Here is a 21,574-nt window from a genome sequence, read left to right as displayed (position 1 = left end):
TTCTCTTCATCACAAATTAATCACTTGATTAAATACTGATTAATTTTTCACATGTCGCATGAGAAATCAGCGTCTTATAATTAATCAAATGTTTAATATTTTGAGAGAAGATTGTGACGGAAGCGCATCGAAGGGCGGGAAGACCCACAGATAATATCGACGCACGGGAAAAACTGATTTTCCACGCGCGCGAACTCTTCACCATTATGGCTTATGACAAGGTCTCTACTCGCCTAGTCGCGCAGAAAGCAGGCGTGAACGTTGCGATGATTCGCTACTACTTTGGCAACAAAGAAGGCCTGTTCGAGACCATGTTGCGCGAAACACTGTCACCGATGCAAAAGCAGATGCAGACGTTGGTATCCAACAGTAACGAGCAAAACTTTCTCGATCTAATGCGTACCTACTACCGCGAAATGATCAAGGTACCACAGTTCCCACGCTTAGTTGCCCAAGTTATGCATATGCCCCCATCGGAAACCCAACGCAAACTGCTCGAAAAAGTCTTCGCAGATATCAGCAAGCCAATGCAAGGCGTGATCTTTGATAAGTTGATTGACAGTGGCGTTTTACGAAAAGACGCCGACCCTCAACTTTGTCGCGTCTCTTACATCAGCTTGATGGTGTTTCCTTTTATGGCACCACCAGCACTGCTCGCCATTCATGGCATTGAACTTTCTGAAGCCTTCTTGAACCGATTATTCGAACACAACATACAACTGATGAAACATGGATTTTTAGACTCGGGCGACCAATATGAAGATAAATAAAAAGCTGCTGTTCTTTCCTGCTCTTGCGGTGGGGGTCGTCATTCTGTTTTTGGCGATTAGCCTCAAACCAGATTTGCCCGTAAAACCCGCTGGAGATCGTGCACGGTTGGTCGAGACGATTCCACTTGAGCTGAAAGCGATTGCACCTGTTGCTATTGGCTTTGGTAAAATCGCACCGAAAGTTGAATGGAAAGCGATAGCCGAAGTGACCGGTAAAGTGGTTTACCGTCATCCGCAACTGGAAAAAGGACAAGTGCTGCAAGCAGGAACGGAAATCTTGCGAATCGACCCACTCGATTACGAGTTGAAACTGGTTCAAGCTCAAGCCGATCTCAAATCTGCTCAAACCTCTCTGGCTAAGCTGAACCAAGAAGAAGCGAATCTCAAAAGCACACTCAAGATAGAAGCCAACCGTCTGGTTATCGCCAACAAAGAGTTAGACCGTAAACAAAACCTACGTAAGAAAGGCTTAACCTCGCAATCGGATGTAGATCAGCAAGAGCAAAGCGCGCTCTCTCAACGTAAGTTAGTACTGGATATTGAAAATCAAATTGGTTTGATGCCGGATGAGAAACGAGTCGCGGAAGCCCTAGTTAAAGTTAATGCATCAAAAGTGGATGAGGCCGAACGCTCGCTTGATAAAACCATCATCACGCTTCCTTACGATTTGCGTATTGCTGACGTAGAAATTGAGAAAAAGCAAGTGGTTAACCTCCAACAAACCATGGTGACAGGACATGGTATTGATGTCATGGAAGTGGAAGCTCAACTATCCATTCATGACATGCAAACTTTGGCGGCGAGCATCGGTGAGTTTGTCCGTGATGAATCTGGTATTCCACAACCTGATATGAATGCGATTCATGCCAACATTGAACTCAGCAGCGGTAACCTCTCTGCAAGCTGGCCTGCGAAAGTTGCACGCATCAGTGAAACGGTTGATCCAAGCCAAGCGACTGCCGGTGTGATTCTGGAAATTGAACAAGACTACCGTGCATTAAACCCAACGTCTGCGCCTCCATTGGTGAACGGCATGTTTGTGCGTGCCTTGATTGAGGGACAAGAGAACCCGAGTTGGGTCATCCCAGAGCGTGCGCTTCATGGCAATAAGATTTACCTGATGGGCGATGACAATCGTCTGCAAGTCGTCACGGTTGAAGTGTTATATCGTCGCAATAACCAAGTGGTGATCGATGGTGAACTAGAGCAAGGTCAGAAGCTGATCATCAACGATTTGCTGCCTGCGATTAACGGCATGCTATTGAAAGAGTCACCTGAACAGTCAGAAACGGCTATTGAGGAGTCTGATTCATGATCCGATTCTTCGCCAAGCATCCAACAGCAGCCAACTTGCTGATGCTAACGCTGCTGATATTGGGGATTTCTTCACTTTCCACGATTAAGCGTGAAACTTTTCCTGAGTTTGATCCGCCCTACATCCTAGCTGGTGTGGTTTACCCCGGCGCTTCCCCTCAAGAGGTAGAAGAGAGCATCTGTATCCGAATGGAAGATGCTGTCGATGGCCTTGCCAACATTAAAGAAACTCAGTGTGAAGCGATTGAGGGTTCTGCGCGTCTTATCTTAAAACTGAATGAAGAAGCCGACATTGGGCGCATGTTGGTTGATGTTCAAACCCAGATCAACTCGATAAACGACTTCCCACAAGAGATTGAATCTCCTGTGGTCCAAGAGCTCGATTGGAACGAGCCAGTTGTGGATGTCGCGATCACCGCAGATACCACATGGCCAGAGCTAAAAGCGTATGCCGAACAGCTTAAACGCACGTTAAAAATCGATTACGATGTCTCTTTGGTTGAAGTTGCTGGCTTCTCTGACCACCAATACCGAGTAGAGTTAGACACTCAAGCTATCCGACAACTTGGTTTGAGTGTTGGTGATATTGCGGACCAGATTGGTCGTCAAAACGTCAAGTTGCCAAGTGGTAATGTCGAAACGCCAGATAAGAACTTTCTGATCCGCTTTGACGAACGACGCGTGACGCCGGAAGAGCTTGAGACTATCGTCGTGGGCTCTGGTACAAATGGCTCAATCATCCGTCTAAGAGATATTGCGACGATTACCGACCGGTTTGAATTGGACGAACAGAAAGTCCTCTTCGATGGTCACCCTTCTGCCCTACTAAAAGTCAGCAAAAACAAAGAAGATGACGCACTGCGTATCAAGGAACGGGTTGCTCAATTTGTCGAAGAACAACAAGCTATCGCGCCAGACGGTGTGATGCTACAAATGACCAATGACCTTTCATCCGTGCTTTGGGATCGCCTGACCATGATGGTCAAAAACGGTTGGCAAGGTATCATTCTGGTCTTCGCCACCATGTGGTTGTTCTTTAGTTTTCGCTATTCCTTTTGGGTCGCAGCTGGTTTACCCGTTGCCTTCTTAGGTGGGTTATTTTTGATGGCGCAACTTGGCCTGTCCATCAACATCATGTCTTTGGTCGGGTTACTCATGGCCATCGGTATCATGATGGATGATGCCATCGTTATTGCCGAATCGATTGCCGCTCACCTCGACCGAGGAGAAGAGATCGATGATGCCGTTATCAAAGGAGTGAAAAAGGTACTGCCAGGGGTAATTTCTTCCTTCCTAACTACGGTGTGTATTTTTGGTAGCTTGTTATTCCTGCAAGGTGAAATGGGTGCGGTACTTAAAGCAGTTCCTCAAGTTCTGATCCTCGTTTTGAGTTTGAGTTTGGTGGAAGCCTTCTTGATCCTACCTAACCACCTTTCTCATTCGCTACATAAACAAAAGCAAGAGCGAAAGACACCGAAGTTTAAACAAAAGCTGCTCGCTTCTTTTGAAAACTTCCGTAACACCACCTTGGTCAACGCAGTGGATAAAGTGGTCGAGTATCGCTATGCCTTTATGGGTGGCGTAGTTGCATTACTTCTTATCTCCGCTGCCACGTTAGTAGGTGGTTTACTCAAGTTCCAACCCTTCCCTGAGTTGGATGGCGACATTGCAGAAGCGCGCATTATTCTTCCTCCGGGTTCTTCTCTGTCTCAAACGGAAGCTGTCGTCGATAAGATCGTCGCTTCCGCTCAAAAGCTAGATAAAGAATGGACAGAGAAAGTGGAAGACGGCAATCCATTGGTTCTACACATCACCAGTCAATTCAACGCTAACGCCGACGCGAATGAATCTGGCCCTCACATTGCCACGGTACGTCTGGATTTGCTGGGCGCCGAGAGTCGTAACACACTCATCGATGAATTTATCGACGCATGGCGTGAAGACATTGGTGAACTTGCGGATCCTATCTCACTGGTATTTAAACAACCGACCATGGGGCCGGGTGGACGAGCGATTGAAATTCGAGCGAAGCATGATGAACTGGATGCGCTCAAAGCCGCCTCTATCGACATTCAACAGTACTTAAATGAGTTTGACGGTGTCCATGGCGTGTTGGATGACATGCGTATGGGTAAAGAAGAAGTCTTGGTAAAACTGCGTCCGGGCGCAGAAGCTTACGGGATTAACGGCCAACTCATCGCCAATCAATTGCGTGCAGCTTTCTTTGGCCAAACCGCAGACGAGATCCAAGTTGGGGTAGAAAACATTTCCATCGAAGTTCGCCTCGATAAAGCACAAGCCGGTGACTTACAGCAATTGGCAAACTTTCCGATTATCTTGTCCGATGGCAGTCAAATCCCCCTCGCAACCATTGCGACTTTGGATTTCCAACGTAATTACGTAAGAATCCAGCGCATTGATGGCTTGAGGACTGTGAGCGTATTCGGCGATATCGACAATACGAAAGCCAACTCAACCGCCATTATTCGTCAGTTCCAACAGGATGAGGCGCCAAAGCTTATGCAAAAGTATCCTGGTCTTCGCTTTGATTTTGAAGGTGAAGCCAAAGATACCGCTGAAACTGGCTCATCAATGGGTAAAGGCTTCTTGCTTGGTTTATTTGGCGTGTTTGCGATTCTGAGTTACCAATTCCGCAGTTATTTGGAACCATTCGTCGTCATGCTTGCGATTCCCCTCGCCTTTATTGGCGTGGTATGGGGACACATCCTACTCGGTCACTCATTAAGTATGCCAAGTATGATGGGCTTCGTCTCATTAGCAGGGATTGTGGTGAATGACTCGATTCTGTTAGTTCAGTACATACGCCATCATGTGGATGAAGGGGATAATGTACATGACTCAGTAGTCAAAGCCAGTCGGGAACGCTTTAGAGCAGTATTCCTAACATCAATGACCACTGCAGCAGGTTTGCTTCCGTTACTGACTGAAACCAGTTTGCAAGCACAGGTTATCCAACCACTGGTTATCTCCATCGTGTTTGGTATTTTCGCATCCACTCTGCTGGTGTTGTTTATGATCCCTGCTGCGTATGCCATTTTAGCTGACTTCGGCCTAGTCCATAAGCACGAAGAAATCTAAAACGACTGATAAGTAAACTTATCAAAATGAACAAGAACGGCTTAGGTCGCTTTTTGTTCAATACCAATGCGTTAAAAAACACACAATCACTTAACAAACAGAGGGTTATTGTGTCTCATTAAGTGTAAATATGAACAGTTAAGGATTAAGTATGTTGAGCTTTATATAACCAAATCAAATAACCAACACAAGATTTATAATATGTTTTATTGTCAAAAACGGCATTTCACAGAGTAAAAATACACGCAGGCAACACATTCACAATTTAAACTCACGATAATGAAAACATTGATTGAAGAATTAACATTTTAACAATCATTACAACAATGTTAACTTTAGCCTCGTTGGTCGCGCTGGTGGTAAGCCTCTCACCAAGCCTATTGTCAGTTTTATATGGACGTTCGACCACCTCCAAAATGAATAGACACCCAATTTGGTGCCCTTTTTTCGCCCGTGAAAGCATTCTTCGCGGGCCTTTTTCTTTAAGTTAAGTATGAACGCTCTGGATCAACTTTTTTTTGCCAACCTTTCGGATTTGGAGGTAGTATGCGAATCAATAAGCGGAGACAGTGCTAGCAACTCTAAAACATTTTTTTCAAAGATTTCATCCGCGTGTCTTACCCAATCTAAAAACTTTTTTTGAGCAAACATAGGCTCGATTTCATATAAAAATTCAATACTAAAGTAAAACTCATTTTTGATAGGCAAATTGTACACTCTTCGATAGTCTTTTTTATACTCCAAATTTCCTTCTACATATTTTGAAAATGTATTTCCACCAATCTTGATATCTTGGCATTTGATTGGAGGGTAACCACGAAGAAACTCTCCTACAAGGAACTCTTCTTTCGCTCTCTTTTTTTCTTCGTTTATCGGGTCCATTCCCCAACGATGATTTGCATACGCAATGGCATCATTCATCAACTCTGTATGATCACCTTTTTGAGAACCGTCAGGTGACTCTACAGCATGATAAAAATCTACGTACTCTTTCTCTATAAATGAAGATAGTTGATTAACACTAGTAATATATTTATCTGCAGACTTAATCCTTAACCTAATATATAAACCACCTTGTTTATTGATTGGTAATAGTGGATTTATTATTTTATTTTGAAAAGAGAAATAAATCGTGGCCAAGTTTATAAACTTTTCATGCCGCTCTACTTTTGAATCAATATTGAATCGTTGTAATTCAATAAAATCTTGGTATACATGACCTTCATATATATTGTTCGGACATTCAAATGATAGTACTAAGTCATCTATCTGGAATACATTATGTAACAAGTGTGCAAAATCTGGTTTCCCTCTAAACCCATCTTTAAAGATTTTGATAAAATTCATATTTATATCTCTTGTTATTTAAATATGTATTGATATTTGTGATAGGCTCTATACTAAATCCATTGGCTTTATATGCGCCATGGCGTACAAAGGTAAATAGACATCCAATTTGATTCATTTTTCTCTCATGGCTACATACTTTGCTAGCTTTTCTTGACGCTGTGTTACTCTGCCTTAGTTTTTTCGTTCAATCCCTTTACCGCTTTGGCTGTATACGAGTCGATGAGCGGAGACAAATCCAGTAATTCCAATACTTTTTTTTCAAAGGTTTCATCCGCACTTCTCACCCAATCTAAAAACTTCTGCTTAGCAAACATCGATTCGTACTTATACCAAAACTCGATGCTCAGGTAGAATTCATTTTTTATGGGTAAATTGTATACTCTTCGTAATTCACTCTTATACTTAAGATTACCTTCTGAGTATTTTGAGTATTTGTTTTTTCCAACTTCAACTATCTCACACTTTATTGGTGGATAACCACTTAAGAAACCTCTAATTAAATATTCTTCTTTTTCTCTTTTTCGGTGTTCACTTTCTGGAATTTCTCCCCATTGTTTATTCGCACGCTTAGTCAATTCTTTCATCAAGTCTGTATGATACCCCCTCATAGAGCCTTCACTTTGCTCCGGGGCATGATAAAAATCATAATATTCTCTCTCTAAAAATGAGGACAATTGACTAATATTATCAATATCTTCTCCAGTAGATTTAACCCGTAGCCTAATATATAATCCACCTTGTTTGTTAATAGGAAGCAAAGGGTTTAATATTTTCTTCTGAAACAAAAAATATACCGTAGCTAACTTTACAAACCTTTCATGCCTCTCTATTTTTGATTCAACATCGAACTGTTCTAAATTAACAAGATCCTGGTATACATGTCCTTCATATATGTTGTTCGGACACTCAAATGACAGCACTAAGTCATCTATCTGGAACGCATTATGTAATAAGTCAGAGAAATCCGGCTTTCCTCTAAAACCATCTTTACACATTTTAATAAAACTCATATGTCTATCTCTTACTCTTCAAATATGCATCAATACCTTTAAACGAACGCCTGCAATATGAGTTCTAATTCAAGTAAAGGTAAGCCACATACTAAGGTATTATGAAGGTCAAAAAGGAGATCGGATCTTTTCAAAATTTTAAATATCTAACATCACCTCCACTTTACTGAAATCTACACTTTTAAAAGTTACATCCGCTCCATCCAGCAATAGCTCATCAAACACGCCAACTATTGATAATAGGCTTGAGGATCTGATCTCCACCCATAAAATGAGAAACAAAAAAGCCAGCCTTAAAAGGCTGGCAAGTAGAGCAACAAGGTCAGTGCTTACTGCTAACTAACACCGAACTCGTATTGGATTCATTTTCGTCTGTTAGTCTCTTTTATCGGCGTTTATGACTTGCTTGCTTTCTCTTTGTGGCACGTTACCTTTACTAACTGTTCTTGCTCATCTTTAATGTTTTTCACGATACGCTCATCACGTGCGTGAATGGCATCCATGTTCATTTGCTGAATATCTGCTATAGCTTCATGTTTCATTTCAGAAAAGTCCTGACGTAAATCTGAGCTCCACTCCTCTTTGTCTAAAGTGTTAGCAGCAGCGATTGGTGATGACATTACAGCAATAAGACTTAGAGTAGATAGAAATACGCTTTTCATAATAAGCTCCTTGAGGATTAGCAGTTAATTTTAATTACAATTTATATATTGCACATACGATGCCAACTTTTATTTTGTTATTTTTCAACAACTTAAATAAACCCTCATATTCAACGTTATCTTCGTCTGGTAAATTTCGCTAACCAAGTGTCAAATTAACCATACGAATTTAAAACATTAGAAACATACACATTGAAAATGCTTTGTCAGGCAGTTTTCTCATCAGATAATTACGTAACTGCCCACTAAAAAATCGCTTTGAATCAAAATGCGGAAACAAAAAAGCAGCCCGAAGGCTGCTCCTAATCGTTAACATCAAGCTTGTTAACTCGATACGCTTGCTTCAACGCTCGACGTCACTGGCGACTTTCTGAAACGATTAATCAAACGATGGATAAACCTCTTAATCGATCTGAAAATATTTTTAATATCTTCAAGCATTAAATACAAACAAGGCACCAACACTAAAGTCAGAACCGTTGCGTACAACACCGCAAAGCCCAAAGCGACAGCCATCGGTATGACAAAACGCGCCTGCAAACTCGTTTCAAACATTATCGGCAATACACCCGCAAACGTCGTTATTGAGGTGAGCGTGATAGCTCGAAAACGAGCACAACCCGCCTCAACAACCGCTTGTTTGATGTTCATACCCTTTTCTCTCACTTGGTTTACGTAATCTGTCATAACCAGAGAGTCGTTAATAACCACGCCAGCAGCGGCGATCAAACCAAATGTCGACATCATACTGATGTCTAAACCTAGCCAGAAATGGCCCCAAATCGCCCCCGTCAGACTAAACGGAATAACGGACATTACAATCAAAGGTTGGGTATAACTTTTTAACGGTACAGCTAACAAGATGTAGACGATGATCATGCCAGCAATAAAGAACAAAATCTGTTCATTACGCTGCGCAGCCTGCTCTTCAATATCACCGCCCAATTCTGTTTTCACAGTTGGGAAGGCTTGCTTCATGTCCGGTAAGATATTGTCGTCAATGACCTTAACGATTTCTTGAGGTTCAACCAATTCTTCGTCTATGGAACCATAGACATAAACGGTTTGATACCCGCCTTCACGTCGAATGCTACTCACGCCCGGCTGCTCATTGATCTTCACCACATCACCCAACATGACCTTCTTACCTGCTGGTGTGGTAATCACAGCGTAACGCAATGATGAGAATGCTTCACGCGTCAATTGCGGGTAACGCACCATAACTTTAATTTCTTCACCATCACGAATAATGCGCTGTGCTTCGCCACCATAAAAGCTGCCACCAACTTGCTCTGCGATCATGGTGAGATCCAGACCGAGATCGTACGCTACAGGCGCAAGAGACAGGAGTACTTCTTTGCTTCCAGAATCAATAGAAGATGAAATATCATATAACCCTTCTTCCTGCTGTAAACGCTCTATCAAGTAACGCCCAGCCTCGTTGAGCTCATTGATGTTAGAACCAAACAACAAGTAGCCAAACTCATCTCTGTCACCACCACCCGCACTCTGCTCGCGGATTTTGATGCTCTTCATACCGGGAATAACAGGCATAGCTTCACGCCAACGTCGAGCCAGTTCAAATGTATTGAACGGGCGTAACTCTTCATCAACCAGAGGTACTAATACACGACCTTCGGTGCGGCTTCTGTTGTACGACAGCACATCACGAATCATTCCTTGACCATGTTCTGCAATGGTCTCAGATTCGATCTTTTGCATGACACGTTCAATAGTCTTGAGTGCACTGATTGTCTGCTCACTTGAAACGGTATCATTCATTTCAATAGTGATCGCAGGATAGTCAGTCGGCACTTTAGGGTTGGGGATCACCCGAACATAATTCGCGTTGATCAAAGCCGCGCTGATCAGCAGTAAACCACAGAACACCGCAAACACTGTCCAGCGCCAATGGGTGCATGTTGTTACAAAGTTCCGATATGGACCATTTACAAAACCAAAAAAACGTTGGTTAAATCGGTCACGCCAACCACCTGGTTTAACTGGCTTAAAATGAGTATGCGCAAGGTGTGCAGGAAGGATCAGCTTCGATTCAATCAAACTGAAGATCAAACACAGAATCACGACCCCCGCGATACCATAAAAGAAGGCACTATCAATACCACTAGACAACAAGAATGGTGCGAATACAGCAATCGTTGTCAGAACACCAAATGTCGCTGGCGTAGCAACACGTTTGACACCGCGTACCACGTTATCGACACCGCCGCCCTTTTCTTCGATTTCACTGTACGCACTTTCTCCCATGACGATGGCGTCATCCACCACAATTCCGAGCACCATGATGAAAGCAAACAGCGAGACGATGTTCACTGTAATACCCAAAGCTGGCATCATCATTACAGCACCGAGGAAACAGACAGGTAGCCCAATCATTACCCACATAGCCAAGCGGAAACGTAGGAAAATGGTCAGCATAATCGCGACTAATGCAGCACCTTGCAGCAAGTTTTTCAACATCATGTCGAGACGCCCATTTAAATAATAAGTCGTATCAACTAAGACTTTGAGCTTAACATCCTGCGGCAATGTCTTGTTTTTTGCTTCAATATAATTACGAACGGACTGTGCAACAGGGATAATGTTCTGATCACGAGTTGCTTCAACAGACATGTAGATCGCATTTTGCCCTGAGTATTCAAAATAGCGCTCTTCTTCCGTAAAGCCATCTTTGATCGTGGCGATATCTTGCAGTAAAACCTTCGCACCATTTGCGCCAAGCTTTACAGGAATATTTCTAAACTCATCACCACGGTAGTATTGGTTTTCAATCCTTACTGCAATCATCCCTGAGTTTGTTTTTACTTCGCCCGCAGAAAAGTTGGCTGAGTAACGGCTGATCGCGCTGCTGATATCGCTCAACGTCAGGTCGTATTTACGAAGAACAAGTGGGTCTACTTCAATCGCTATTTCTTCTTCTGGCGCACTCAGATACACCAGCATGACGTTTTCTAACTGAAGTAATTCATCTTCGATTTGCTTAGCAAGCGGTTTAAGCTCCTCGAGCGGTCGGTCCCCAACTAACCCCATTTCGATTACATCTTGGCGCCATTCAACTTGGTAGACATTGATTGGTTCCATACCCGCTGGTAAGTTAGACAAGGTATCAATACGTTGGTTTACATCATCTAAGACACGCTTGATATCGGCATTAACGTCTACCTCGATGGAAACATACGCGCTACCTCTAGAGGCCGTTGAGACTGCTTTTTTAATCCCGGTGACGTCTTTAATCGATTCCTCGACCTTAACGAGAATACTCTCTTCTATCTCTTGAGGAGAAGCGCCAGGATAAGTCGCACGAACATCAATGTAGTTCACCTCAATATTCGGAAACATCTGCCTTTGAATAAAGAGAAAACTCACCACACCCATGATAATGATGAACACCATCAAAAGGTTGGCAGCGACGGGGTTATTCGCAAAATAGGCAATTAAGCCCTTTTGTTTAGTATCTTCCATGACAAACTCCTACTTACTGTACGACGGTTTCGGAGTCGTCACTCTTTTTTGCGATTTGTACCGCCATGCCTTTTTGAGGGTACTCTGGTAAGGTCAGTACCAACTTATCACTTTGCTCTAAGCCTTCGCCCACCAGCAAAAACTCACCTTCTGCTCTCAAAACCGTGACAGTTCTGGGTTGAAGTTGATTATCGCCATTCACCACCCACACGGTACGGTTTTTAACTAATTCCTGTGGCAAGCGGTAGATGTGCTTAAGTTCCTTACCAGTGAAGCTCACTTCAACGTAGGAGCCGAATTTAATTGGAGGCTGCTGGTTATCGACACCGTATGGGTCCGCGATTTGAATGACCATGTTAATCATTCGGGTAGCGCTATCAATCATGCCTAGATCACGAACTACTCGACCTTCTCTAGTGGTAGAAAACACACCTTGCTGCGTCACTGTCGCAGTGAGTTCACCAATGGATTCGGGTAAAAATGCACTATCAAAACCGGCAATGGGTACGTGCACCTCTGCCACTTCGATGTTGTTTAACGTGGCAACTCGAGAACCAGATGTAACAAATTGACCAACACCAATATCACGCTCAACAACCAGCGCATCGTAAGGTGCAACGACTTTGCAATTTTCTAACTCTCTTTTTGCTCGTTTGAGTGCCGCTTGAGCCGACTTCACTTGCGCTTGTGCGCTCAAAACGTGAGGCTTGCGTAAATACAGATCCGTCACTTGCTTATCGCTCAGTCTCTTTGCCTGACGTTTTGCCACTTCGGCTTTCGCTTGTTCCTCAATCAAGTTTGCGCGTGCACTAGCTAAATCGGCTTCAGCTTGTAAAACCGACGCTTCATAGTTGTCACTTTCAATTGTGAAAAGAACCTCTCCTCGTTTTACGATGCCACCCGTCACAAAATTCGGGTGCCAACTTGTAACTTCACCACTAACTTGCGCGGAAAGGTGTGTTTTTTCAAAAGGGACTAATTCACCGTGACTGGTAATCACCACTTTGTGATCGGTAGGAAAAAGAGAAGAAGCCTGAACAGTAGGCTCTGTAATTGCATCTTTGGTTGACTCTTTTTCCGGCGCAGTTGCGGCAATTGCAGCATATCCTGCATAAGAGCCTCCAACGACGACGAAGGGTAAAAGCCAACGTAATATGGGTTTTGCTAACATCGAAAATCCTTTTTTATTGTTGTTTTCAACACCACACTTTTATTCAGTCCATTGCTCCCGGTAAGCATGGTGGTGAGAGAATTGAATTTGAATAAACATCAAAGCGGCACTTGCCTAGTCTTTTAAGCAGCGAACTAGATAGTTATTGCCAATTCAAAGTTAATAAAATTAACAAAAAATTAACCAACTGCGCAAGTTGCTCTGACTTAACTTTTATTCTAAACAGCAAATGACATGCCAAGCATTTATTTATTAAAAATCATATGGTTATATAAAAACCATTATTTTATCCAGTGTGCTATTGGTCATAATCACCAGATATTAGTGATTATGACCAATACGGCCATAATGATAATTAAAATAAATGATTATCTGCGCTCTAAAAGTTGAACTTGGTGCAGGCTCTATGGCAATTCATTGATTAATCGCTCGTTATCAAACGGTTCTGGGTGCATGTGGCGTCAGCTTAAGTCTATAATTTGGAGTAGGTAACACTCTGTAAGACAAGGAAATGTGCTTTGTTACAAACGCTCGCCAAGTTGCTCTTCCCCTCGCTGCTCACTATTTTATCGGCATGCTCATCCGTATCGTTGAATGACGCCAGTGAAAAGTCCACCAGCTTTCAGCTCGGTTATCAAAAGGATTCTGTTCTTGCGCAGTACTTTGAAGCTTACGGGAGAGATCCTAAGTCCATAACTGGCTTTGCACCGTTAAATCAGGGACACGATGCCCTTCTTGCTCGAACCTCTTTGATCGAGTCCGCCCAGAAAAGCCTTGATCTTCAATACTATATTTACCGCGGTGACGAAACGAGTCAGCTAATAACGTGGCGCTTGTATGAAGCGGCAAAGCGTGGTGTTCGAGTAAGGCTGTTGCTTGACGATATGCAAAAGCGAAACGACGATGTGATGGCTGCCCTCAATGCACATCCTAATATAGAAATCCGCTTATTTAACCCGCATCAGTATCGCGACTCCCGTTGGTTCGCTCTTGCTAGCGATTTTGAACGTCTTAATCGTCGTATGCACAATAAGTCTCTGATTGCAGACAGTGTTTCCGCCATTGTCGGAGGTAGAAATATCGGCAATGAATACTTCTCTTTTGAATCGCAAGTTGAGTTTGGTGATTTTGATCTTCTGCTCTATGGTGAGGCGGTACAACAAACTGCCGATCAGTTCGACCTCTACTGGAATAGCGCCTATGCGATACCAATGGAATGGATTACACCGAATTCACAGCAAATTACCGACCAAGCGATTCAAAAGCAGGTCAATAAACTCCGGTTAGAGGAAAAGTTTTCAACCGGCCGCTATGACTTCACCCAACTGGATATGTACCAAGATCTAAAACAAGGCAAACTCAAGCTCTACTGGGGAGAAGCGAAAGTATGGTTTGATCTGCCCGGTAAAGTCGCAACCCGAGAGAGCCAACTTATTGATAATTTGTCGGAACTGGTTAAAAGTGTTGAGGATTCATTTGTGCTCATTTCTCCTTATTTCGTTCCAACTGAAGTAGGTACTCAAGCATTAAGTAACGCGGCCAAGCGAGGCGTTGATATCACGATTGTGACCAATAGCCTCGCGTCTAACGATGTGTTTGCCGTGCATGGTTGGTACGCAAAATATCGAAAAGATCTACTCGAAGCTGGAATAAAGCTTTGGGAAGTAAAAGCGAGCGCGAAACTCAAAAGTAAGTGGAGCCTCACGGGGAGTAGCAGAGCAAGTTTACACGCTAAAGCAATGACGATTGATAACAAAACACTTTTCGTTGGTTCGATGAACTGGGACCCACGTTCGGCCGCTTTGAATACCGAAATGGCCGTTGTTATCGAACAGCCAGAATATGTGCAAATGTTTCTAGAACAACTGCCGAGTCAACTGTCGAGTAACGCCTATGCCTTAACTCTGCGCGACGGGGACATTGTCTGGACCGACGTAAAAACAGGCGAAGAATACGACTCCGAACCAGAAGCAGGAGTATGGCGAAAAATGGGCGCTTGGTTCTCCGGAATATTACCGATTGAAGATCAGCTATAACAGCTGCCAATACTGCAAACCTCCCCAGTCAAGCAAAACAAAATGGACGCTAGTTTTGGGCAGGGGACACAACCAACATAAGGAAGTTCAATGCCAGCGCAATGGAATGAATACTATCAGAAAATTTTAAGCCAACCTCACCGCCCAAACGTGGAAAATGCCGTAAACCAACTTAAGATAGAAGGCAAAGTCGCTCTTGATATTGGCTGCGGAATAGGTCGAGACAGCCACTTTCTACTCGAACAGGGATTTAAGGTTCACGCATGTGATAGCAATGAAGATGCAGTAAAAACTTGTTTAACACGCTTTGAAGGTAATAAACGATTTTCGGTTTCGCAGTGCTGTTTTACTGAATTTAATTACCCTCAGTGCAGCTTGGTTATCGCAAATGCCAGTTTGTTCTTTTGCCCTGACACAGGCTTCAAACAAGTCTGGACAAAAATAGACAGCGCATTACAACCGGGCGGTATCTTCTGCGGCGATTTCTTGGGAGTGAAAGACTCCTGGGTTACCTCCGAAATGCACCCAAACATTACCGCATTAACAAAAAAGGAAGTGGAAAGCTTATTCGAAGGTTACGACCTCATTTCATTGCATGAAAGAGATGAAGACGGGACCACTGTAGTCGGAAGCCAAAAACATTGGCACATGTTTAGTGTGACCGCTCGAAAGCGCTAAAAATGGTCTCTCAGTAAAGAAAGCAGCACTTCAAATCAGTGCTGCTATCAGAGATTAATTGACGGGATACACCACTTCAAAACGCTCTAAAACCAGCGTACGTTTCTCATGCCAATCGATGTTCAACTCATCGCATTCAGCTTTAAAAAATGCAGTATGAGCATCACGCCACCAGTTTAAGGTTCTATCACCTTCGCCTTCTGCGTAGGCAAACTCTGCGGTTACATTCTCATATTTGCATGTACTTACGTCAGTAATTCGTATCACGCAAACCGGGTCCCCATCCCAATTCGTCACTACTTGTAAATGACCGACTTGGGGCATGATTTCACCATGCTCTCGATACCAAAGCTCCAAACTGCACGATGCAGTTTTCTGTCCAATACGAACCAAATCTGCGCATACATTCGCGTTGTATTCATCGGCACAATAATAGTCAGCACTGACTGATGGTACAGCTTCCCTTTGTTCTGGTGATAATAATTCTAGGAATTGTTCTAAGTAATCCTTAGCTCGCGCGTCCATGCTCACTCCATTAATCATAAATTCGCAAGGAGGATAAAAGATATCACAACAAATAACCACCAGGAACAAACTGAAAAACAACAAGAATATGACTTCTACGTAGACGACTGTTATTTCTTTTGTAATAACTTTGCTAAACGTTTGTGCTATTTGCTATTGTTGCATGGTCTATCTGTACTCTTCTCGTGAAAGGACGTTATATGCGCTTATTTATTGGTATTTTTTTCTCGCTGATACTTGCCTTGCCAACAATGGCATCGGAGGAAAAGTATTCAGAATCTGATCTGTTAGATAGACCATTAATGGAACGCTATATTTTAGATGAACTAAAAGCGCTACGTCAGGACTATCAAAGCCTAGAAAAGCGAATGATCACAGAGATCACCGATCGCGAGCTAACGGTCGCAGATAAATCGTTGAACTATGCCAACGTGACCGTTACATACTTCTTCTACATCATTGCTGGTGTCGCATCGCTGATTGCCTTTGTCGGATGGCAATCTCTGCGCGAGTTTAAACACAACACCAAAGAGATGGCTGATAAACGATTGGAGAAGATCGCCCAAGAATACGAGAAAAAGTTTGTCGCCCTTGAGCGAGATTTAAAACGCAAAACTCGCATTATCAGCGAAAACAACAAAGAGATTGAGAAAATCAACGAGATCCATAACTTATGGCTACGTGCACAAAGCTCTCAAACTCCAGAACAACGTATTGAGATCTATGATGAAATCTTATTAATTCGTCCAGGTGATTTAGAAGCGTTGACTTACAAAGCCGACGCAGCGATGGAAATCAACGAATACCATTGGGCACTTAGCATTTGTAACCGCGTACTTGAAGTCGATTACACCAACGGCCCTGCACTGTATCAACGCGCGTGTGCATACTCTCGCCTTGGTATCGAAGAGCAAGCTATTGAAGACTTGGAACGCGCAATTGAATACAGCCCATCCATTCGTGATTTACTTGCCGAAGAACGAGACCTCGAATTGCTGCACGGTAATGAGCGTTTTGAAAAGCTCTTACATCTAGCAAGCGAATAATGGAATAAACAGCATGAGCAGCCACTTTAATCTAGAAGACGCTAGCCAAGTATTGGTTGGCGCTTTTGCCCTAGCAGTCCCGATCTCATTTTCGGAGGAAGCGTGGCGATTGGGTGAGAGCCTACCAATGGCAAACTTGCTCATGCTGTTAAGTCTTTCTGTCATTTTCCTCAGTTTTTTCGCGTATCAAAGCGTGTTTCAAAGCCACATCAAGAATCGCGTATCCATCTTTATTTTTCGTGTGGTTATCGCGTACCTCATTGCGGCCGTTGTGGTAGCGTTAGTTCTTTTCTGTCTTGATAAACTGCCACTCATGAATGAGCCTTTGGTTGCGATAAAACGCGTTATCGTCATCACAATGCCTGCTTCGATGGGCGCGATCGTAGTCGACAGTTTCGACAAAGAATAGAGATAATCGCTACTCTTCTTCTAACGTTAAGTTCGACCCCGAGTGGTCTTTCCCTAATACATCTTCTGGGTTTCGAAGTGCGCAGGTTTCTAACGACAAGCACCCGCAGCCAATGCATCCGCCTAAATCGTTTTGCAACGCTTTAAGTTTTTGAATCTTTTGTTCTAACTGTTCATGCCAATGGCTTGCCATTTCTTCCCATTGCGCTTTGTTAGGGGCTTGGTGTTTCGGCAGTTCATCTAACGCATGTTTAATTTCTTCTAACGACAACCCAACTTGCTGCGCTGCTTTGATCACCGCAACACGGCGCAACACACTGCGATGGTAGCGACGCTGATTACCTTGATTTCTCCAGCTCGAAATCAGTCCTTTTTGCTCGTAAAAATGTAGGGCAGATACTTTCACTCCAGAACGTTTTGCCACTTCTCCTACGCTGATTTCCATCCTTGACTCCCTGCGTATCAATTTTGTTAAAAAAATGCTTTACCTCAAGTTTACTTGAGGTTTTAAAGTTGCACCATCTTAATTAACGCTAAACCCCGGCGATCTCAAGATAATGTATTCAGCGCGAACGACTTGGTTGTTAACCACAAGACAGTTGGACATCAACCTTTTGAAATCCATCGGGAGTTAGAGGCAAACATAATGAAAAATAAAACTCAGCCGTACTTAGCTGGCCGCTTCTTCGACAGTATCTCCTCTGGCTTATTCATGATGGCGCTGCCATGGGTCATGCTTTCCGAACCTAACATGGGCACTTTCGTAGCTTTAGTTTCTCTGAGCTGCACCGCGATTTCTTTTCTAGCAACGCCTTTCTTTTCCACTTTAATTGACCGACATTCACGCAAAGTACTACTCGTGCTCAATCAATGGATTCAATCGGGTATGGCTTTGGTGGTGTTCATTGCTTATTGGTTAGGGTTTGAGTCACACTGGTTGCTGGCTTTTGCGCAATTGGTGTATTGGGTTTCGAGTAATTTTGCATGGACGACCAACAACGCCTTCACCCAAGAAAATTATCAGCACCATGAGTATGCGAAAATTTCGGGTCAGCAAGAAATTGTAATGCAATCCACAACCCTCGGAGCTGGCGCGTTGGGTATTGTTTTGCTTGAAATGTGGGGTATGAAAGAGTTTGCTTTGTTTGCGGCCAGCGCCTCTGCGTTAGCAGCGATGTTCTATATTCTGACGCCTTATACCCAACAATTAAGGGCGTCAAAATCCGTTGCTTTCATCGCGCAACTCAAAGAGAGCAAACAAATATTCCGTCTCGAACCCCGATTTTATGGCTTTATTCTGCTCTCTTGCCTCTCTTATCCTGCATTGACGTATTTGAGCAAACTGGTGCCGATTTGGTTTTCTGAACAAGGCATCTCTGGCGATTGGTTTGCAGGGTTCAACATCAGTTTTGGCCTCGGTTCGTTGCTAACCGGCTTTATTGTCACCAAAGTGCTAAGCCGTGCCTCCCATAGCCACATTATGTTCGCTTCGATGGTTATGGTATCTTTTGCGCTTATCGGGATGAGTTTTGCGATGAGCCCGCTGACCATCTTATTGTTTACGGCGCTGTTTGGCGTATTTAACGCGCTAAATCGCATTGCGAGAGTCAACTGGATGCATCACACCGTAGCGGTTCATCAACGAGGTCGCGTCGATGGCGGCATCAGCATGTTTGCCACCACCATTCAATCTCTCAGTTACGTCCTGATTGCAATGTTGAGTCATTACGAACTAACACAATACGGTTTTGCAATCGCAGCTGCTGTCATGGTGTTAGCAGTGATTTTGATGGGATTACTCAGTCGAGACGTCGAGCCGTTTAACGACCTGCCCCTTCATGCAGCAGCAAAGTGAAGCATAGAAATTGAGAAGTTGAGAAATTGAAAAAGCGAGATAGGAAGGCAACCAACATCGTCTTCCTATTTTTTACGCCAGCACTTTTGCCTCTATCGCTTATCAGCAAGGTTGGGTATTCTGAAGTGACCAACATGAGCAGGGGGAAATCGCAGTGAACTTAAGGCAATTAGAAGTCTTTTACGCCATTATGCAAGCAGGAACGGTGTCAGGCGCGGCTCGCTTACTGCACGTTTCCCAACCTAATGTCACTCGAGTTCTCGCCCATACAGAACAACAACTGAGCTTCGCTTTATTTGAGCGTGTAAAGGGCCGTCTCGTTCCCACTCAAGAAGCCAAAGCCTTATTGCCAGAGGCTGAAAAAGTCTATCAACAACTCGGACAATTTCGCTCTCTGACCAACAAAGTCAAACAGGGAACTCAACATTTACGAGTCGGTGCCCCGCCTGTTTTGGCCGCGCACTTGTTAGCGCCGACTGTCGCGTTGTTGTCGAAAGAGCACGGCATCTCCTTTGAGCTATTAACGGCCAATCGCGATGAGCTGTGCTCAGGATTACTGAAACATGAACTGGATGTCGCCATTGCGTTCGGTGAAGAAACACCACCAGCGATCATGGGGCACGTGTTATTGAAAGAAAACTTAGCACTGATCGCTCCTAAAAGCGCAGCGATACCCGCAGAAAAAACCGTCATTTTAGAAGAACTCATCAGTCACGATTTACCCATTATCGGTTTAGATAGCCGAGACCCTCTGGGCTTGCTGTTACATCAAACCTTGTCAGCGCGTGACGAGCATTATCAACATGCCATTACCGTCCGCAGCTACTCCGCGGCGGCTGAACTGGTGAAAAACGAAGCAGGATTCGCGATTGTAGACCCTTGGACTGCAAAACAATATCGCCAAGATAATGCCGTTTCCGTGCATGCTTTGGAGCCAAATATGTCCTTCTCTGTCTCTATTTTATTCGCAGAGCACACACCTCAATCCATTGCGACAAAGCAATTTATCACCGCTCTAAAACAACAGATGGTTTAAAGGTATAACCTGAAGTTATACCTGCCTAACAAATAAGCATTCGGTTTCCTAAATCAGTCTGGCTACATTAATGAGCAATAACGATGACGAAGGGAACCATCATGCAAATTGCTCAACCTTACCTACTTTTTCTTGGCGATGTAACCGATCCACTTGCAGCAAAAACCGCGCGTGGCATTTACCAATGGCGACCTGAGATTTGCCTTGGCCAAATCCGCCTGACGCCAGAAACCGTATCGCTTGGTTTAACCGACATGACAATACAACAAGCGCAGCAGCAAGGAGCAAAAACGCTGGTGCTCGGCACGGCAAATCCAGGAGGCGTCATTCCCGAAGCTTGGCAAGCAACCTTACTTGAAGCGGCAGAGATGGGATTTGAAATTGCATCGGGCATGCATCAACGTTTGGCGGAATTTTCTCCTCTTGCCGATCTAGAACAACGCGGATTAACCAAACTGTATGATGTTCGCCATTATGATGCCCCGCTCAAGGTCGGCAATGGCAAAGCTCGTGCAGGCAAGCGAGTACTTACTGTAGGAACAGATTGCTCCGTTGGCAAAATGTACTCTGCCCTTGCCATTGAGTATGCATTGAAGCGTAAAAACTGTCGTGCAGAGTTCAAAGCAACGGGTCAAACCGGAATTCTCATCGCAGGCAGTGGCATTTCGATTGATGCCGTAGTTGCCGATTTTATCTCCGGCGCAGTAGAAGCGATCAGCCCTGAGTTCACCGATCACGATTGGGACATCATCGAAGGGCAAGGTTCATTGTTTAACCCTTCGTTTGCTGGCGTAAGTTTGGGCTTACTTCACGGCGCACAAGCTGACGCTCTGATACTGTGCCATGAGATTGGTCGCCCGCACATCCGCAACTTACCACATGCGAGCTTGCCAACCATTGAACAAACGATAGAAGCGAATCTGGCCGCTGCTCGCCTAACAAATCCAAACGCTCAATTAGTGGGTATTTGCTTGAACACTTCGGCGGTCAGCGAAGAAGATGCAGCCCAGTTATGCCAGGATTGGAGCGACAAATACCAAGTGCCCGTCACCGACCCTGTACGTTTTGGCGTTGATGCGGTTGCAGATAGGCTCCTTACGATTTAAGAAACATTTACGGTTTAGAAAATAA

General features: G+C 43.9%; 17 protein-coding genes. 10 read left to right on the top strand and 7 right to left on the bottom strand.

Annotated features, from left to right (window positions below; all coding sequences use genetic code 11):
* Positions 1-113 precede the first annotated feature (113 nt).
* From IJ23_RS11415 to IJ23_RS11405, 3 genes are read left to right on the top strand one after another with little or no spacing between them, the layout of a single operon-like run.
* The gene (locus IJ23_RS11415; protein WP_025767986.1) at positions 114-770 is read left to right on the top strand and encodes a TetR/AcrR family transcriptional regulator; all 657 of its coding nucleotides are present in this window, start codon (positions 114-116) and stop codon (positions 768-770) included.
* Positions 757-2,085, top strand: a complete 1,329-nt coding sequence (locus tag IJ23_RS11410) for an efflux RND transporter periplasmic adaptor subunit (RefSeq protein WP_025767987.1) — start codon at positions 757-759, stop codon at positions 2,083-2,085. The genes IJ23_RS11415 and IJ23_RS11410 overlap by 14 nt, the downstream gene beginning before the upstream one ends.
* On the top strand, positions 2,082-5,183 hold the full coding sequence (locus tag IJ23_RS11405) for an efflux RND transporter permease subunit (protein WP_033906311.1): 3,102 nt from the start codon (positions 2,082-2,084) through the stop codon (positions 5,181-5,183). Before IJ23_RS11410 ends, IJ23_RS11405 begins: the two co-directional genes overlap by 4 nt.
* A gap of 507 nt (positions 5,184-5,690) precedes the next feature.
* On the opposite strand, the gene IJ23_RS11395 is transcribed toward IJ23_RS11405, so the two are convergent.
* From IJ23_RS11395 to IJ23_RS11375, 5 genes are all read right to left on the bottom strand, one after another.
* Entirely contained in the window at positions 5,691-6,530 is an 840-nt protein-coding gene (locus IJ23_RS11395; RefSeq protein ID WP_033906310.1) for a hypothetical protein, read from the bottom strand.
* Positions 6,531-6,694: 164 nt separating this feature from the next.
* Positions 6,695-7,543: a hypothetical protein gene (locus IJ23_RS11390; protein ID WP_005387103.1), complete on the bottom strand. Its 849-nt coding sequence runs from the start codon at positions 7,541-7,543 to the stop codon at positions 6,695-6,697.
* A gap of 395 nt (positions 7,544-7,938) precedes the next feature.
* The gene (locus tag IJ23_RS11385) at positions 7,939-8,205 is read right to left on the bottom strand and encodes a hypothetical protein (RefSeq protein WP_005373876.1); all 267 of its coding nucleotides are present in this window, start codon (positions 8,203-8,205) and stop codon (positions 7,939-7,941) included.
* 324 nt (positions 8,206-8,529) lie between these two features.
* On the bottom strand, positions 8,530-11,688 hold the full coding sequence (locus tag IJ23_RS11380) for an efflux RND transporter permease subunit (protein WP_033906309.1): 3,159 nt from the start codon (positions 11,686-11,688) through the stop codon (positions 8,530-8,532).
* A 13-nt stretch (positions 11,689-11,701) separates the two neighbouring features.
* Positions 11,702-12,859, bottom strand: coding sequence for an efflux RND transporter periplasmic adaptor subunit (locus tag IJ23_RS11375; protein ID WP_005387110.1), 1,158 nt, complete (start codon positions 12,857-12,859; stop codon positions 11,702-11,704).
* A 518-nt stretch (positions 12,860-13,377) separates the two neighbouring features.
* On the opposite strand from IJ23_RS11375, the gene IJ23_RS11370 reads away from it, so the two are divergent.
* Together IJ23_RS11370 and IJ23_RS11365 are read left to right on the top strand one after the other, a co-directional pair.
* On the top strand, positions 13,378-14,895 hold the full coding sequence (locus IJ23_RS11370) for a phospholipase D family protein (RefSeq protein WP_033906308.1): 1,518 nt from the start codon (positions 13,378-13,380) through the stop codon (positions 14,893-14,895).
* A gap of 90 nt (positions 14,896-14,985) precedes the next feature.
* Positions 14,986-15,573 carry a class I SAM-dependent methyltransferase gene (locus IJ23_RS11365; RefSeq protein ID WP_017819795.1) on the top strand — a complete coding sequence of 196 codons (588 nt, stop codon included), beginning with the start codon at positions 14,986-14,988 and terminating at the stop codon, positions 15,571-15,573.
* Between the two features lie 54 nt (positions 15,574-15,627).
* Here IJ23_RS11365 and IJ23_RS11360 read toward each other — a convergent pair whose 3' ends face one another.
* Positions 15,628-16,098, bottom strand: a complete 471-nt coding sequence (locus tag IJ23_RS11360) for an ASCH domain-containing protein (RefSeq protein ID WP_033906307.1) — start codon at positions 16,096-16,098, stop codon at positions 15,628-15,630.
* Between the two features lie 200 nt (positions 16,099-16,298).
* Between IJ23_RS11360 and IJ23_RS11355 the strand changes: the two genes are divergently transcribed.
* Entirely contained in the window at positions 16,299-17,144 is an 846-nt protein-coding gene (locus tag IJ23_RS11355; RefSeq protein ID WP_005373890.1) for a tetratricopeptide repeat protein, read from the top strand.
* Positions 17,145-17,157: 13 nt separating this feature from the next.
* The gene (locus tag IJ23_RS11350; protein WP_005373896.1) at positions 17,158-17,553 is read left to right on the top strand and encodes a DUF2391 family protein; all 396 of its coding nucleotides are present in this window, start codon (positions 17,158-17,160) and stop codon (positions 17,551-17,553) included.
* 9 nt (positions 17,554-17,562) lie between these two features.
* Here IJ23_RS11350 and soxR read toward each other — a convergent pair whose 3' ends face one another.
* Entirely contained in the window at positions 17,563-17,997 is a 435-nt protein-coding gene (gene soxR / locus IJ23_RS11345; RefSeq protein ID WP_005373898.1) for a redox-sensitive transcriptional activator SoxR, read from the bottom strand.
* 201 nt (positions 17,998-18,198) lie between these two features.
* Between soxR and IJ23_RS11340 the strand changes: the two genes are divergently transcribed.
* The 3 genes from IJ23_RS11340 (at position 18,199) to dgcN (ending at position 21,549) form a co-directional block, all read left to right on the top strand.
* Entirely contained in the window at positions 18,199-19,407 is a 1,209-nt protein-coding gene (locus IJ23_RS11340; RefSeq protein WP_017635140.1) for an MFS transporter, read from the top strand.
* A 154-nt stretch (positions 19,408-19,561) separates the two neighbouring features.
* Complete coding sequence (locus tag IJ23_RS11335) at positions 19,562-20,443, top strand: LysR family transcriptional regulator (protein ID WP_025767997.1); 882 nt, start codon at positions 19,562-19,564, stop codon at positions 20,441-20,443.
* 101 nt (positions 20,444-20,544) lie between these two features.
* Positions 20,545-21,549, top strand: a complete 1,005-nt coding sequence (gene dgcN / locus IJ23_RS11330; protein WP_025767998.1) for an N-acetyltransferase DgcN — start codon at positions 20,545-20,547, stop codon at positions 21,547-21,549.
* Positions 21,550-21,574: the final 25 nt, after the last annotated feature.

The sequence above is a fragment of the Vibrio sp. OY15 genome, assembly GCF_000742455.1.
In the GTDB taxonomy this organism is placed as follows: domain Bacteria; phylum Pseudomonadota; class Gammaproteobacteria; order Enterobacterales; family Vibrionaceae; genus Vibrio; species Vibrio alginolyticus.
The sequence above is the reverse complement of the archived record's forward strand: the minus strand, read 5'-3'. Positions and strand labels throughout refer to the sequence as shown.